Here is a 14,453-nt window from a genome sequence, read left to right as displayed (position 1 = left end):
TGTCGCACGGGGAAGAACGCGCCGCCGGGAAGGAGGCCGATGGCCCACCTTGCGGAGCCGCGCGTGTGACGGATGCACAATATCGACCTTATTTCAGTAATACAATCATATTGACATCCCGGGGGAGACGTGATGAGTTTTCGTCAGTTCCGCGAAGGGACGCACCATTTCGCGCGGCCTTTCTCTGTGCTGTGGGACGCCACTACGACTTCGGCCGAAGGTCTTGGGTCGGATCTGGTGCGCTCCGTCGTGGTTCCATTCTTATATCCGAGCCGGTTCCGGCACATCGGGACCCATGCTCGGCAATGAACAGGCGAGCGCCAGAACGGGCGCTACGTCCAAAAAAACAAATCGCGTGAAGACATTCACGAGGAGGAAACATGAAGCCGATCATCTTGGCCGCAGTCGCGGCAACGCTGCTGTGCGGCAGTGCCATGGCCCAGGAACAGTGCCAGCCCGGCGAGACCGTAATCAAATACAGCCACGTCAGCGCGCCCACCGGAAATCCAAAGGGCGAGATGGCGGTCGCCCTGGCCAAGCGCATCAATGCCGAGATGAACGGCAAGCTGTGCATGCAGGTCTACCCGAGCTCCCAGCTCTACAATGACGACGAGGTGATGGAGGCGCTGGCGATCGGCGACGTCCAGTTGGCCTCGCCCGATATCGGCAAGCTTGGCGCCTATACCAAGAAATTCGACGTCTTCAACTTGCCGTTTCTGTTCCAGGACACCGAGGCGGTCTCCCGCTTTACCCATGGCCCGGTGGGCAAGAAGCTGCTCGATTCCATGCAGAGCAACGGTTTCGTCGGCGTGACCTATCTCTATAACGGCCTGCGCGCCTGGTCGGCCAATCGCCCCTTGCTGGAGCCGAAGGACCTCAAGGGCCTGAAGATCCGCGCCACCACGTCCGACGTCTCCATCGCCATGATCAGCGCCCTCGGTGCCACCGCGCAGCCGCTGGCCTGGAGCGAGGTATTCGGCGCCTTGCAGACCGGCGTCGTCGATGGCCAGGAAAACACCTGGTCCAACATCTATACCGGCAAGCTTTATGAAGTTCAGGATGGCATCACCGAGACCAATCACCAGTTCCTGACCTACATTCTTGTGACGTCGCAAAAATTCCTGGACAAGCTTTCCCCGGATGTGCGCGCTCAGTTCCTGAAAATCTCCAACGAAGTCGCGGAAGAATACAATAACAAAGCAACCGCGATCAACGACCAGAGCAAGCAGCGCATCGTCGATGCCGGCGTGAAGGTGCGTCACCTCTCACCCGAGCAGCGCCAGCGGTGGGTCGCGGTCGTCAAGCCGGTCTGGAAGCAGTTCGAGAGCGGCATCGGGGCCGATGTGATCCAGGCCGCCGTTGCCTCCAACACCCCCTGAACCGGGGCGGTGCGCGCCGCCCCCGTGGCGGCGCGGCTGCTCGGAGGCTGCCTGGAGGCAGCTTGGCAGTGCCTGCCCAAGCGTCGCGCGCCAGCCGCCTCGAAAGCCGACATCGCATGAAGAGTCCCGCCCGCCGGTCCCAAGGATGCGGCGGTTCGGGCGACGCTACCTGTATTCCTAAGGATACGACAAATGGGCAGGTTCGGTCAGAGTGTCGATCGCGTCGAACGAATAATCATCGCGTTCCTGATGGGCGCCATGGTGCTCACCTCATTCGCACAAGTTGTGGCCCGCTATGTGTTCAACACCGGCTGGCTTGGGGCTCTTGAATTCACGCGCATCCTGTTCGCCTGGCTCATCCTGTTTGGGATGTCCTATGGCGTGAAGATCGGGTCGCATCTTGGCGTGGATACGTTCGTGCGGGCTTTTCCCAAACCGTGGTTCCGGGCTTTCGCCATCTTCGGCGCGCTGTGCGGCGTGCTTTATGCCGCCATCTTCTTCGCCGCCGACTGGCTCCAGGTTTTCGGCCTTCCCACCAGCGGCGGGGCCTACAGCTATTGGCTGCGGACCTTCAATACCGGCATCGGCCTGCATGAATTGCGCTATCCTGAATGGGCGCAGCACGCCTTCGGCATCCAGGCCCGCGTCCACCGCTGGGTGGTCTATTTCATCCTGCCCCTTGGTCTCGCGCTGCTGGCGTACCGCTGCGCGCAGGCCGCGATCCAGATCTGGCGCGGCGAGCGCGAGATGATCACCATCTCCCACGAGAGCGGGGAACTGATGGATGAGGAGACCTTCGCGGGCACTCACGAACCTTCGGCGGCATCCGAGCGCGATGCCGCCGCGGCCAAGCGGGGGAAGTGAGACATGGTCTCGTTCTTCCTCTGCGCCTCCCTGCTGGGCCTGCTGTTCGCCGGCGTTCCGGTCGCCATCAGCCTGGGCCTCGCCAGCGTGCTGTCGATCGTGCTGTTCTCGTCGGACAGCATGTCCTCGGTAGCGCTGAAGCTTTTCACCGCCTCGCAGAGCTATACCCTGCTGGCCATTCCCTTCTTCATCCTGGCCTCCTCCTTCATGTCTACGGGCGGCGTCGCGCGCCGGATCGTGCACTTCGCGGTGGCCGCGGTGGGGCACATCCGGGGCGGCCTCGCCATCGCCTCGGTCATGTCGTGCATGCTGTTCGCGGCGCTGTCCGGCTCGTCGCCGGCGACCGTGGTCGCGATAGGCAGCATCGCCATCACCAGCATGCGCGAGGCGGGCTATACCAAGGAGTTCGCGGCGGGCATCATCGCCAATGCCGGCACGCTGGGGATCCTCATTCCGCCGTCCATCGTCATGGTGGTCTATTGCGCCGCCACCGACGTCTCGGTCAGCCGCATGTTCCTTGCGGGCATCCTGCCGGGGATCGTGGCCGGTTTCCTTCTGATGGCGACCATCTACGTTTTCGCGCGCCTGCGGAACATGCCCAAGGCACCGTTCAGCGGCCTTGCCGTCATTCGCGATGCGTTCCTCGATGCCTCCTGGGGCCTGTTCCTCGTGGTGGTGATCCTAGGCGGCATCTATGGCGGCGTGTTCACGCCCACGGAAGCCGCAGCCGTGGCTGCGGTCTATTCCTTCCTCGTGGCCAATTTCATCTATCGCGACATGGGCCCGTTGAAGGGCGAGCCGTGGCACCGTACCGGCGAGACGCTGGTGCATACCCTGCGGCGCAATCTGTTCGCCATGACGGTGCGCGCCGTGCCCGCCCTGTTCCATCGCGACACCGAGCGTGTCCTGGTGGAGGCGGGCAAGGCGACGATCATGCTCATGTTCATCATCGTCAATGCCATGCTCTTCGCCCATGTGCTGACGGCGGAGCGGGTGCCGCAGACCATCACGGAATGGATGATCGGCGCCGGCTTCAACTGGTTCACCTTCCTCCTGGCGGTCAATGTGATCCTGCTGCTGGGCGGCCAGTTCATGGAGCCGTCGGGTCTGCTCCTGATCGTCGTGCCGGTGGTCTTTCCCATCGCCATGGCGCTGGGCGTCGATCCGATCCACTTCGGCATCATGATCGTTGTGAACATGGAGATCGGGCTGATTTCCCCGCCCATCGGCATCAATCTGTTCGTTACGGCCGCCGTCGCCCGCATGAGCGTGGTGGACGTGGTGAAGGCGGCGATGCCGTTCATCATCGTGCTGTTCGTGGTCCTGATCATCGTCACCTATGTGCCGGTGCTCTCCACCATCGTGCCCTACACCCTGATGGGGCCGGAGCCGCTCGGCTTCAAATGAGCGGCGGCCTTGCGCGCCGCTCAACGCCTTTCCCCGCTGCGGCGGGGCGCCCGGGCCGGGTGGAAGCGGCCTGATAACAAAGGGAGTTCACTTCGATGGAGATCAAACGTGGCGGGTCCACACCCTCTCGCAAGGCGCCGGCGAAATCCTTCACCGGCACGGTGTGGCAGGACCCGATCATCGAGGCGCCGGAACCGGCCCTGCTGAAGTCCAACGTGGTGATGTTCGAGCCCGGCGCCCGCACCGCCTGGCACACCCATCCCATGGGCCAGACGCTCTATGTCACGGCCGGCATCGGCCTCTGCCAGTCCTGGGGCGGTCCGATCCAGGAGTTCCGCGCCGGCGACGTGATCTGGATCGCGCCGGGCGAGAAGCATTGGCACGGCGCAACGCCGACCAACATGATGACCCACATCTCCATGCAGGAAGGCCACAATGGCGTCGTGGTCGAATGGCTCGAGCATGTGACCGACGAGCAATATAACGGCGCGGCCTGATCCGGCGGCCGGGGTGCGGCGGTGTCCCCGCCGCAAGCCCGGCCGCGTCCGGCATCTGTGCCTGCCATGAGTGAGGAGGAAAGCGGTGGCTCGATTTCCCGACGCCGACTGGATGGCCGCCTTCGGCAGAAGCGTGGCTGAGGATCGCGAACTGTCCGTCATCGGCGGCAAGTTCGACGTGGACATGGGGATGACCTTCGGCGCCTTGCGCTATGTGCTGAAAATCCGGCGCGGGCGGGTGGAGGAGATCATCGCTTCGCCGCGCTTCGACGTGCGCACCCAGTTCGAGATGCGCGCGCCCATGGAACTGTGGGAGCGCTTCCTGAGCGAGACCCCGCCACCGCTCTATCACGACATTTTCGCCATGATCATGCGGGTGCCCGAGTTCCGCCTGGAGGGCGACACGCTCGTCGCCATGCAGAACGCGCGGGCGTTGCACCGGATGATGAACGTCATGCGCAGCGTGGGCTACGGCAATGCCTGATTTCGAACCCATCCTCGGACGCTACCTGAAGGTGGCCATCAAGGGCCGCGCGCACCGGATCTTCGTGGAGGAGGCCGGCGCGGGCATTCCGCTCATCTGCCTGCACACGGCCGGCGCCGACAGCCGGCAGTTCCGCCATCTGCTGAATGACGCAGAGGTCACCGACCGCTTCCGCGTCATCTGCTTCGACCTGCCCCGGCACGGCCGCTCCGATCCGCCGGCCGAATGGTGGCTGGAGCCCTACGAGCTGACGACCGAGGATTATCTCGCCGCCATCGAGGCGGTCTGGATGGCGCTCGGCGTCGAGCAGCCGGTTTTCATGGGCTGCTCCATGGGCGGGGCCATCGTGCTGCGGGTGGCGAGCGATTTCCAGGGGCGGATCCGCGGCGTGATCGGCCTTGAAAGCGCGGCCCATGCGCCCGGGCGCTACAATGACTTCCTGCTGCATCCGGCGGTTCACGGCGGCGAGCTTGTCGCCACCTATACGTTCGGCCTCAACGCGCCCCAGAGCCCGGAAGACGGCAAGCGCGACAATTGGTGGTATTATTCGCAGTCCGGTCCCGGCGTCTATCGGGGCGACGTGATGTTCTACAGCATGGACTTCGACGCCCGTGCGCACATCAAGACCATCGACACGGACATCTGTAAGGTCAGCCTGCTGACGGGAAGCTATGATTATTCCTGCACGCCGGCCATGACCGCCGAGGTGGCCGCCGCCATCCCCGGCAGCCGCTATACCGAGATGCAGGGCATGGGGCATTTCCCCATGATCGAGAATTACCCGCTGTTCCGCACCTTTCTTCTGCCGGAACTGGATTTCATGGCCAACAACTGACCACCCGCCGCGGGCCGCAAGGCTTCGCGGCGGCAAACTCGCAATGCTCGCATGACAAGAGCAGCAAACAAGGGCGGGCCGCGCGCGGCGATGTCCATGACGGGAGGAGCAAATGGCGCTCGAACCATATGAAGTCTATGCGGTGCATTATGCGCATAATCCCGCGGCCACTTCGGCGCACAATTTCGTCGGCGGCGATGCCCATGACGTGCCCATGCCGCTCGATTATTTCGTGTGGGCCATCAAGGGCAACGGCCGCACCCTCATCCTCGACACCGGCTTCGACGAGGCCATGGCGCAAAAGCGCAAGCGGCAGTTCCTGCGCTCGCCCGGCGCGGGCCTCAAATGCATCGGCATCGACCCGGATACGGTCGAGGACGTGATCATCTCGCACATGCATTACGACCACAGCGGCAATTACGATCTGTTCCCCAAGGCGAAGTATCATCTCCAGGATATCGAGATGGGCTATTGCACCGGCCGCTGCATGTGCCACGGCGCGCTGAAGATGCCGTTCGAGGAGGAAGACGTCGTGGCCATGGTGCGCAAGGTCTATGCCGGCCGCGTGCAGTTCCATGACGGCACGGCGGAAGTGGCGCCCGGCATCAGCGTCCACCACGTGGGCGGCCACAGCAAGGGGCTCCAGGTGGTGCGCGTGTGGACGCGGCGCGGCTGGCTCGTGCTGGCCTCGGATGCGAGCCATTTCTACGCCAATATGGAACAGGGCCGCGCCTTCCCGATCCTCCACAGCCTAGCCGATACGCTGGAGGGCTATGACCGGCTGCGGGCATTGGCCAGCGACCGCTCGGCCATCATTCCCGGGCACGATCCGATCCTGTTCGACCGCTATCCCGCGCCCGCTCCGGGCCTGGAGGGCGTGGTCCTGCGCCTCGACGCGGATCCCAATGGCTGATCTGGCCAAGGGGGCTGAGCTGGACCGGGGGGCCGGGCCTGAGACGGGTACGCGCCTCAGGCCCGGCGTCCGCTGGCGCTTAGCCCCCCAGCATCGCGCGCCAGCGGGTTCACAGGCCGAGATAGGCCTCGCGCACCTTGGGGTTTTCCATCAGGGCCGCTGCGGTGTCGGCGAGCACGATGCGGCCGGATTCCAGCACATAGCCGCGCGAAGCCACCGACAGGGCCAGCGCGGTGTTCTGCTCCACCAGCAGGATCGAGGTGCCCTGCTGGTGGATCTTCACCAGCGCGTCGTGCACCTCGTCCACCACGATCGGCGCGAGGCCGTGGCTCGGCTCGTCGAGGATCAGGAGGCGCATGCCGAGCATCATGGCCCGGCCCAGCACCACCATCTGCTGCTCGCCGCCGGACAAGGTGCCGGCGCGCTGGTTGCGCCGCTCGCGCAGGCGCGGGAAGAGCGAGAAACTCTCCTCCAGCCGCTGCTTGTAAGCCGGGTCGTGGCGCACGCAATAGGCGCCGAGCAACAGGTTTTCCTCCACCGTCATGTCGGGAAAGACGTGCCGGCCCTCGGGCACATGGGCGATGCCGAGCCTGGGCACGTCATAGGGCGCGGTCGCCATCAGGTCGTGCCCGTCGAAGCTGATGCGTCCGCGCGCGTTGCGCACCAGGCGCGAGATGGTGCGCAGAAGTGTGCTCTTGCCCGCCGTATTGGCGCCGATGACGCAGATGAACTCGCCTTCGCTCATCTCCATGGAAATGTCGTGCAGCACGTCATTGCCGTCATAGCCGGCATGGAGGTGCTCGATCCGCAGCAACGGGGCTCCGGTCATGTTCATGTGCCCCTTCTCACGCGTATTCGCGGCCGAGATAGGCGCGCACCACCTCGGGGTCTTTCGCGATGTCCTGCGGCGCGCCGTCGGCGATCTTGCGTCCGAAATTGAGCACCACGATGCGCTCGCACAGGGACATGATGGCATGCATGTGGTGCTCGACCACGACGACGGTCAGCCCGTCGTTCCTCAGCGAGCGGATCAGGGCCATGATCTCCTCCATTTCCACAGGGTTGAGCGCGGCCATCACCTCGTCGAGCAGGAGCACCTTGGGCCGCGTGGCGAGGCTGCGCGCCACCTCCACCCGCGCCCGCTCGGGGAAGGAGAGATCGTTCGCCGTCTTGCCCGCGATGTGCGCGAGGCCCACCCGATCGAGGCAGGCCATGGCGGTCGTGCGCGCCTGCGCGACGCTGTCGCGCAGCAGGGCGCCGATGAGCACATTGTCGAGCACCGTTGCTTCCATGAACAGCGCCACGTTCTGGAACGTCTTGGTGAGGCCGCGCGCCGCCACCTTGTGGGGCTTGAGGCCGGTGATGTCCGCGCCGGCGAAGCGCACCGCGCCGCCGGTGGGCTTGTGCAGGCCCACCAGGGTGCTGAACAAGGTGGATTTGCCGGCGCCATTGGGCCCGATCAGGCCGATGATATCCCCCGCCGCTACCTCGAACGATACGTTGTCGAGGGCGAGCAGGCCGCCGAATCTCTTGGTGATGCCGTCCACCTGGAGGATCGGAGCGTTCATCCCTTCCTCCCCTTGCGGAGGCGCGCGATGCCGTTCGAGACCAGGACCAGTAGGCCGCGCGGCTCGATCAGGATGATGGCGATGAGCATCAGGCCGAACACGAGCTGGGAGAGGCCGGCCGCCCGCGAGGAGAGGGCCGCGTTGGCGAACTCCTCCAGCGGCACGATGACGAAGGCGCCGATGAGGGGACCTGCCAGCGTGCCCGCGCCGCCGAGGATCGCGATGATGGCGGCGCGCACCGAGATGGCGACGATGCCGAACACCGCTTCGGGATCGAAGAAATAAGTGAACTGGGCATAGAGCGTGCCCAGCAGGGCGGTCAGCGCGGCCGAGATGACGGCGGTGGTGATCTTCACCCGCGTGGTATCCACGCCAATCACCTCGGCGGCATCGGGGTTTTCCTTCACCGCCCGCAGGCGATAGCCTAGTGCGCTCTTCTGGATCACCAGAAAGATCACGCAGATCAGCACCAGGGCGCCCAGGATGATGTAGTAATAGGGCGTCGTGCTCTTGAATTGCAGCAGCGCGAGACTGTCCGCCGCATAGGGCACCGACAGGCCCGCCGGGCCGCCGGTTACCGAGGTCCAGGAGCTGGCGATGACGCGCAGCACCTCGCTGAAGGCGAGGGTGGCGAGCGCGAAATAATGCCCCCGCAGCTTCATGGTGGGAAAGCTCAGCAGGAACGCCGCCAGCGCCGCCAGCGCGGCCCCCGCCAGCATGCCGATCCAGGGCGACAGGTTGAAATGGATCAGCAGGATGGTGGAAGTATAGGCGCCGATGCCGAAGAATGCCGCATGGCCGAGCGAAATCTGGTTCGCAAGGCCGCCGACGATGTTCCACGCCTGGCCGAGGGCGGCGAACAGCAGCGTGAGCGTCAGGACCCGGATCGGATAGCCCGCCGGATCGAGGAAAGACGGCACCACGACCGCCGCGATCAGGGCCACAGCGCCCCAGATCCAGGGTTTCATCGCGCCGCTCCGATCAGACCGGTGGGCCGCACCGCAAGCACGGTGATGAACACGATGAACAGGACGAGGTTTTGCAGCTGGATCGGGAAGAACAGGGTCGACACCGATTGGATGACGCCCACGACCAGCCCGCCGACCACCGCCCCGGCGACGCTCCCGAGGCCGCCCAGCACCACCACGGTGAACATGAGCACCACGAATTGATGGCCGACGGTGGGATGAACGGTGAAATAGGGCAGGATGACCGCGCCGCCGAACGCTGTCATGCCCACCCCGAGCCCGAAGGCGATCTGGCGCATGCGGTCGGCGTTGATGCCCATGAGATGCGCCGCCATGGGGTCCTGGGCGGTGGCGCGCATGGCCCGCCCGTACCAGGTCTTGTTGGTGAACAGCCAGAGCGCCAGCCCCGACAGCAGCGACATGCAGAAGGCCGCGAGATAGGGCACGCTGATGAACAGCGGGCCCAGTCTCAGCGCCGAGGTCTGGTAGCTCGTGGTCACCGAGCGGAAGTCGGAACCGAAGGCGATCAGCGACAGGTTCTCGATCACGATGAGCAGGCCCACCGTGACGAAGATCTGCGCCACCGGCGGCGCGTTCAACACCCTCTGGATGATGGTCATCTGCACGACGACGCCGAGGCCGAAGATCAGCACGAAGGAAATGAGCGATCCGATCAGCGGGTCGATGCCCAAATACTTCCAGGCGAAGAAGGCGACGAACATGCCCAGCGTCAGGAATTCGGCCTGGGCGAAGTTCACGATGCCCATGACGCCGAACACGAGGGTCAGGCCGATGGAGATGACGGCATAGACGCCGCCAATCATCAGTCCGTCGATCACGGCTTGAAGGAAGGCCATGAAGCGCTCCGGAGGCGAAGGTGAGGGGCGGGCGGGAGGCGATGGCCGGCTATGCGCCGGCCCAGATGGCCTTGCCCATGGCGTATTCGTCCGGCCACACCGTAACGAGGTTGTCGCCGCGCCACTGCACCATCAGCGGCTTGGCCAGGGTGTTGAGGCCGGTCTCGTCGAACTTGACCGCCCGCCCGGTCATGGCGTTGCACCAGCCGCCTTCGAAGCGGGTGGCATGCAGCGTTTCGCGCACCGCATTGGGATCGGCCTTGCCGGCCTTTTCCAGCGCCTTGGCGAGCACATCGAGGCACACCGCGTGTTCCAGGGCCTCGTGCACCATGAAATAGCCGTAGCGCTTCTTGAACGCGTCGGTGAGGCTCGGATCCTGGTCGTAGTTGCCCGGCGCGATGGACATGACGTTCTCGGCATAGTCGCCGAGCGCCTTCTTGAAATCCGGGATCACATAGCCGCCCGCGCCGCCGATCACCGGCAGCTTGATGCCCTGCTGGCGCATGGTGCGGATGATCTGGAGGCCGTCGTTCAGATAGGAGGCGGGGAACACCGCCTGCGCATTCGCCGCGCGCAGCTTGTTGATGAGGGGCGTGACGTCGGTGATGCCGAGCGGATAGGCCTCGTCCATGGCCACCGTGATGCCCAGCTCCTTGGCGGTGGTGCGCAGGCCGGCGGCCTGCGAGCTGCCATAGGCCGTGTCCTCGTACATGATGGCGATGGTCTTGAGCGTCTCGCCGCCCTTCTGCGCGATCTCGGCGGTGCCCTTCAACTGGGCCTCGCCCAGGATGGAGGCCTTGGAGATGATCTGGAACACGTTCTTGAAGCCGCGCCCGGTGATCTGATCGGAGAATGACATGGTCATGAGCGGGATGCCGCGCCGCTCGGTGGCCTCGGACAGGGCCAGGGTGAGGGAGGAGGCATAGGCGCCGAGGATGGCGACCACGTCGTTCTGGGCGATGAGCCGCTGGCCCACGGTGGCGGCGGAGGTGGGCGTGGAGGTGGAATCGGCGATCACCAGATTGATCTTGGCGCCGCCGAGCGCCTTGATGCCGCCGGCGGCATTGATCTGGTCCGCCACCAGCTCGATGCCATTGCGCGAGTTCACGCCGAACTGGGCATTGGCGCCCGACAGGGGCACGACGACGCCCACGTTCACGTCCTTGCCCGCCGCATAAGACACCCTGGACAGGTAAGGCATGGCAAGCGTCGCGGCGCCGGCCGCCAGAACGCTGCGTCGGCTTGGCATGAAGCCGCTCTCGGGACGGTTGGCGCGACAAGCGGAAAGGGTCTTATGCCCCTTGGATTCGCTCATGATCCTCTCCCTATTTAATTATTGTCTTATTGCCTGAACTCTCATCTCCCTGGTATGCGATGTCAAGGAAAACCAATCATACAATATGACATGGACGGACGGTTCGGTTTCTGCCACCCTCCGCCGCTGCAAAGCCAATAGGGATAGGGAGAGACCATGCAGCGCTACGGCCATTTCATCGGCGGCGCCTTCGTTGCGCCGGCCGGCGGCGAATATTTCGAAACCCGCAACCCCTATAGCGGCGAGGCCTGGGCCGAGATCGCCCGCGGCACCGCCGAGGACATCGCGAAAGCGGTCGTCGCCGCCGAAAAGGGATTCGAGACATGGCGCTCCATGACGCCATCCGCGCGCGGCAAGATCCTCTATAAACTCGCCGAACTGATCGAGGGGGATGCGGCGCGCCTGGCCGAGATCGAGGTACGCGACAACGGCAAGCTCTATGCCGAGATGCACGCCCAGACCAAGTATCTCGCCGAATGGTACCGCTACTATGGCGGCCTCGCCGACAAGGTGGAGGGTGCCGTCATCCCCACCGACAAGAGCGGGATCTTCAATTTCACCCGCTACGAGCCGCTGGGCGTGGTGGGCATGATCACGCCTTGGAACTCGCCGTTGCTGCTGCTCGCATGGAAGCTCGCCGCGGCTCTGGCGGCCGGCAATGCGGCCATCATCAAGCCGTCAGAATTCACCTCAGCCTCCAGCCTCGAATTCATGACGCTGTTCGAAAAGGCCGGCTTCCCGGCCGGCGTGGTCAACACCGTCACCGGCTTCGGCGCCGAGGCGGGTGCGGCGCTCGTGGAACATCCTGCCGTGAGCAAGATCGCCTTCACCGGCTCCGACATCGGCGGCCAGAAAGTCTATGAGACGGCGGCCAAGCAGATCAAACACGTCTCCCTGGAGCTGGGCGGCAAGTCGCCCAACATCGTGTTCGAGGACGCGGACCTGGAGGCCGCCGTGATGGGCGCGGTCTCCGGCATCTTCGCCGCGACCGGCCAGACCTGCATCGCCGGTTCCCGCCTGCTGCTCCAGCGCTCGATCCACGACCGGTTCATGGAGCGCCTGCTGGAGGTGGCCCGCGCCGCCAAGATCGGCGATCCCATGCAGGCTGAGACCAATGTGGGGCCGGTCACGACGCCGGCCCAATATCGCAAGGTGCTGGACTATATCGACATCGCTTTGGCGGAGGGCGCCCATTGCGCGCTCGGGGGCAAGCCCTATGCGGGTGCGCCCGGCGGCCAGTTCGTCGAGCCCACCATCTTCACCGGCGTCACTAATGCCATGCGCATCGCCCAGGAGGAGGTGTTCGGCCCGGTGCTGGCGGTGATCCCCTTCGACACAGAAGAGGAAGCGGTGTGCATCGCCAATGATGTGGCGTTCGGCCTGGCCTCGGGGGTGTGGACGAAGGACATGGGCCGCGCCCTGCGCCTGTCCGAGCGCCTGCGCTCCGGCACCGTGTGGGTGAATACCTATCGGGCGGTGAGTTACACTTCGCCGTTCGGCGGCTACAAGCGCAGCGGTATCGGTCGCGAGAGCGGTCTTGAGGCCATCAAGGAATATCTCCAGGTCAAATCGGTGTGGATCGCCACGGAAACCACGGTGGCGAACCCGTTCATCATCCGCTGACGATCAGGGGCCCATGGCGCATCACCGGGGCGACGTGCCATGGGTCATTATGTCTATAATTGTATTATCATATTCGACGAAGACTGAAAGCGGCGCGTCTCTGCGGCGGCGCGATTTGCGTCTGGCCGGCGCAGAGCGGTGGGCTGCGCCGTGCGTCGCCACTATCCACACAGGGATGATGCGCGGATTTGGGCATGGATCGTAACGCAGCGCTCTTCGCCGGAGACTCCGTGAAGGCATTCGGAGTGGCGGTGCGAATGCCGTTCGCGCGGAGAACAGGCAAGCGGTTCGCGGCGGGCTTTTCTTCGGCCCAAGTATTGCGCAAGAACGTATGATTGTATTATCACTTAACATGTTCGTGTGTTTCGGATGGCGGGCGCCGGGCGCAGACGCTGCTCCCGCCGGCGCCGACACCGCCCGGCCAGGTTCCAGAGAAAGGTGATGTGAGACATGACTGAAATGTTCGAGAAAGGCCTCGCCAAGCGCAAGAGCACGCTCGGCGCCGAATATGTGGAGAAGAATCTGGCCAATGCCGACGACTTTTCCCTGCCGTTTCAAGAAGCCATGACCGCTTGGTGCTGGGGCTTCGGCTGGGGCGACGAGACCATCGACGTGAAGACCCGCAGCATGATGAACCTCGCCATGCTCGGCGGGCTCGCCCGCTGGCACGAGTGGGAGATCCACTGCAAGGGCGCCCTGACCAATGGTGTGACCAAGGAAGAGATCCGCGCCATCATCCATGTGGTCGCCATCTATGGCGGCGTGCCCTGCGGCGTGGAGTGCTTCCGCATCGCGCGCAAGGTGCTCCAGGAGGCCGGCCAGCTCTGAGGCCGGCCAGCTCTGAGGTCGGCACGCGGAAGGGGCGAAGGCCCCGGCGGGGCCGAGCCCCACGGGCTTCGGTGGCCCGATCTGCCCGGCGACCCGGCATGCCGGGCAGATCGCGCACCTCGTCAGGAATACGCATCGCGGGAGCATGGGAATGGATTTGGGACTTGCCGAACGGCGCGCCCTCGTCACCGGCGCGGGCAGCGGCATCGGCCGCGCGGTGGCGAAGGTGCTGGCCGGAGAGGGCGCAAGGCTCGTGATCGCCGCGCGCAATGCCGCGCCCCTGGAGGAACTGGCAAGCGAGATCGCCGCCGCCGGGGACACGCGCCCCATCGTGGCGACCGCCGATGTCGCGGGCCAGGACGGCGTCGCGACCCTGACCGCCGCCGTCCTGCAGGCGCTGGGCGGCATCGATGTGCTGGTGAACAATGCCGGCGCCTCGCGTCCCCTCGGCGAGCACGCGGGGGATGCGGAATGGGCCGAGGCCTTCGCGCTCAATTTCGACGCGGCGCGGCGCCTCACCGAGGCCTTCGCCCCCGGCATGAAGGCGGCGGGCTGGGGCCGCGTGGTGAACATTTCCGGCGCGGTGATCTCCAAGGTGATGAACGCGGCCATTCCCGCCAAGGCGGCGCTGGAGAGCTGGTCCAAGTCCGCCGCCGCCGAGCTTGCGCCCCACGGCATCACGGTGAACTGCGTGGCGCCCGGCCGCATCAAGTCGGTCCAGATCATGACGCGGCTTTATCCCACGGATGCGGCGCGGCAAAAATTCATCGACCAGAACATCCCCATGGGCCGCTTCGGCGAACCGGAGGAACTGGCGGATCTGGTGGCCTTCCTGTGCTCGAAGCGGGCGAGCTTCGTCACCGGGACCACCATTCCCGTCGATGGCGGCGGGCTGCGCTTCGCCTTTTAGGGACG

Annotated in this window: 15 protein-coding genes; 10 read left to right on the top strand and 5 right to left on the bottom strand. The window is 64.9% G+C overall.

Annotated elements, in window-relative coordinates; genetic code table 11:
• The first annotated feature begins 380 nt into the window (after positions 1-380).
• The 7 genes from V5F77_RS11175 (at position 381) to V5F77_RS11145 (ending at position 6,379) form a co-directional block, all read left to right on the top strand.
• Positions 381-1,379 carry a DctP family TRAP transporter solute-binding subunit gene (locus V5F77_RS11175; protein ID WP_429005421.1) on the top strand — a complete coding sequence of 333 codons (999 nt, stop codon included), beginning with the start codon at positions 381-383 and terminating at the stop codon, positions 1,377-1,379.
• Between the two features lie 192 nt (positions 1,380-1,571).
• A complete protein-coding gene (locus V5F77_RS11170; RefSeq protein WP_429005420.1) occupies positions 1,572-2,243 on the top strand; it encodes a TRAP transporter small permease in 672 nt (223 codons plus the stop codon).
• A gap of 3 nt (positions 2,244-2,246) precedes the next feature.
• A complete protein-coding gene (locus V5F77_RS11165) occupies positions 2,247-3,650 on the top strand; it encodes a TRAP transporter large permease (RefSeq protein WP_429005419.1) in 1,404 nt (467 codons plus the stop codon).
• Positions 3,651-3,745: 95 nt separating this feature from the next.
• Positions 3,746-4,147, top strand: a complete 402-nt coding sequence (locus tag V5F77_RS11160; protein WP_429005418.1) for a (R)-mandelonitrile lyase — start codon at positions 3,746-3,748, stop codon at positions 4,145-4,147.
• 85 nt (positions 4,148-4,232) lie between these two features.
• Positions 4,233-4,631 carry a hypothetical protein gene (locus V5F77_RS11155; protein ID WP_429005417.1) on the top strand — a complete coding sequence of 133 codons (399 nt, stop codon included), beginning with the start codon at positions 4,233-4,235 and terminating at the stop codon, positions 4,629-4,631.
• Positions 4,624-5,466: an alpha/beta fold hydrolase gene (locus tag V5F77_RS11150; protein ID WP_429005416.1), complete on the top strand. Its 843-nt coding sequence runs from the start codon at positions 4,624-4,626 to the stop codon at positions 5,464-5,466. Before V5F77_RS11155 ends, V5F77_RS11150 begins: the two co-directional genes overlap by 8 nt.
• 112 nt (positions 5,467-5,578) lie before the next feature.
• Entirely contained in the window at positions 5,579-6,379 is an 801-nt protein-coding gene (locus V5F77_RS11145) for an N-acyl homoserine lactonase family protein (protein ID WP_429005415.1), read from the top strand.
• 109 nt (positions 6,380-6,488) lie between these two features.
• Here V5F77_RS11145 and V5F77_RS11140 read toward each other — a convergent pair whose 3' ends face one another.
• From V5F77_RS11140 to V5F77_RS11120, 5 genes are read right to left on the bottom strand one after another with little or no spacing between them, the layout of a single operon-like run.
• Positions 6,489-7,193 (bottom strand): ABC transporter ATP-binding protein, encoded by a 705-nt coding sequence (locus V5F77_RS11140; RefSeq protein WP_429005463.1) that lies wholly within the window; start codon positions 7,191-7,193, stop codon positions 6,489-6,491.
• Between the two features lie 31 nt (positions 7,194-7,224).
• Positions 7,225-7,947: an ABC transporter ATP-binding protein gene (locus tag V5F77_RS11135; protein ID WP_429005414.1), complete on the bottom strand. Its 723-nt coding sequence runs from the start codon at positions 7,945-7,947 to the stop codon at positions 7,225-7,227.
• Complete coding sequence (locus tag V5F77_RS11130; protein WP_429005413.1) at positions 7,944-8,915, bottom strand: branched-chain amino acid ABC transporter permease; 972 nt, start codon at positions 8,913-8,915, stop codon at positions 7,944-7,946. The genes V5F77_RS11135 and V5F77_RS11130 overlap by 4 nt, the downstream gene beginning before the upstream one ends.
• Complete coding sequence (locus V5F77_RS11125) at positions 8,912-9,772, bottom strand: branched-chain amino acid ABC transporter permease (protein ID WP_429005412.1); 861 nt, start codon at positions 9,770-9,772, stop codon at positions 8,912-8,914. Before V5F77_RS11125 ends, V5F77_RS11130 begins: the two co-directional genes overlap by 4 nt.
• 49 nt (positions 9,773-9,821) lie before the next feature.
• Complete coding sequence (locus V5F77_RS11120; RefSeq protein WP_429005411.1) at positions 9,822-11,087, bottom strand: ABC transporter substrate-binding protein; 1,266 nt, start codon at positions 11,085-11,087, stop codon at positions 9,822-9,824.
• 156 nt (positions 11,088-11,243) lie between these two features.
• Here V5F77_RS11120 and V5F77_RS11115 point away from each other — a divergent pair, with 156 nt between their 5' ends.
• The 3 genes from V5F77_RS11115 to V5F77_RS11105 all read left to right on the top strand — a co-directional run bounded on the left by V5F77_RS11115 (position 11,244) and on the right by V5F77_RS11105 (position 14,448).
• Positions 11,244-12,710 carry an aldehyde dehydrogenase gene (locus tag V5F77_RS11115; protein ID WP_429005410.1) on the top strand — a complete coding sequence of 489 codons (1,467 nt, stop codon included), beginning with the start codon at positions 11,244-11,246 and terminating at the stop codon, positions 12,708-12,710.
• Positions 12,711-13,160: 450 nt separating this feature from the next.
• Positions 13,161-13,538 carry a carboxymuconolactone decarboxylase family protein gene (locus V5F77_RS11110; RefSeq protein WP_394067003.1) on the top strand — a complete coding sequence of 126 codons (378 nt, stop codon included), beginning with the start codon at positions 13,161-13,163 and terminating at the stop codon, positions 13,536-13,538.
• Positions 13,539-13,689: 151 nt separating this feature from the next.
• Positions 13,690-14,448 (top strand): SDR family NAD(P)-dependent oxidoreductase, encoded by a 759-nt coding sequence (locus V5F77_RS11105; protein ID WP_429005409.1) that lies wholly within the window; start codon positions 13,690-13,692, stop codon positions 14,446-14,448.
• Positions 14,449-14,453: the final 5 nt, after the last annotated feature.

Source organism: Roseixanthobacter psychrophilus (assembly GCF_043195195.1).
GTDB lineage: Bacteria > Pseudomonadota > Alphaproteobacteria > Rhizobiales > Xanthobacteraceae > NCEH01.
The sequence above is the reverse complement of the archived record's forward strand: the minus strand, read 5'-3'. Positions and strand labels throughout refer to the sequence as shown.

What these genes read in the sequence shown, in the direction of transcription:
- V5F77_RS11175 (WP_429005421.1), top strand. Translation starts at nt 381, where the DNA reads ATGAAGCCGATCATCTTGGCCGCAGTCGCGGCAACGCTGCTGTGCGGC.
- V5F77_RS11170 (WP_429005420.1), top strand. Translation starts at nt 1,572, where the DNA reads ATGGGCAGGTTCGGTCAGAGTGTCGATCGCGTCGAACGAATAATCATC.
- V5F77_RS11165 (WP_429005419.1), top strand. Translation starts at nt 2,247, where the DNA reads ATGGTCTCGTTCTTCCTCTGCGCCTCCCTGCTGGGCCTGCTGTTCGCC.
- V5F77_RS11160 (WP_429005418.1), top strand. Translation starts at nt 3,746, where the DNA reads ATGGAGATCAAACGTGGCGGGTCCACACCCTCTCGCAAGGCGCCGGCG.
- V5F77_RS11150 (WP_429005416.1), top strand. Translation starts at nt 4,624, where the DNA reads ATGCCTGATTTCGAACCCATCCTCGGACGCTACCTGAAGGTGGCCATC.
- V5F77_RS11145 (WP_429005415.1), top strand. Translation starts at nt 5,579, where the DNA reads ATGGCGCTCGAACCATATGAAGTCTATGCGGTGCATTATGCGCATAAT.
- V5F77_RS11135 (WP_429005414.1), bottom strand. Translation starts at nt 7,947, where the DNA reads ATGAACGCTCCGATCCTCCAGGTGGACGGCATCACCAAGAGATTCGGC.
- V5F77_RS11130 (WP_429005413.1), bottom strand. Translation starts at nt 8,915, where the DNA reads ATGAAACCCTGGATCTGGGGCGCTGTGGCCCTGATCGCGGCGGTCGTG.
- V5F77_RS11125 (WP_429005412.1), bottom strand. Translation starts at nt 9,772, where the DNA reads ATGGCCTTCCTTCAAGCCGTGATCGACGGACTGATGATTGGCGGCGTC.
- V5F77_RS11120 (WP_429005411.1), bottom strand. Translation starts at nt 11,087, where the DNA reads ATGAGCGAATCCAAGGGGCATAAGACCCTTTCCGCTTGTCGCGCCAAC.
- V5F77_RS11115 (WP_429005410.1), top strand. Translation starts at nt 11,244, where the DNA reads ATGCAGCGCTACGGCCATTTCATCGGCGGCGCCTTCGTTGCGCCGGCC.
- V5F77_RS11110 (WP_394067003.1), top strand. Translation starts at nt 13,161, where the DNA reads ATGACTGAAATGTTCGAGAAAGGCCTCGCCAAGCGCAAGAGCACGCTC.
- V5F77_RS11105 (WP_429005409.1), top strand. Translation starts at nt 13,690, where the DNA reads ATGGATTTGGGACTTGCCGAACGGCGCGCCCTCGTCACCGGCGCGGGC.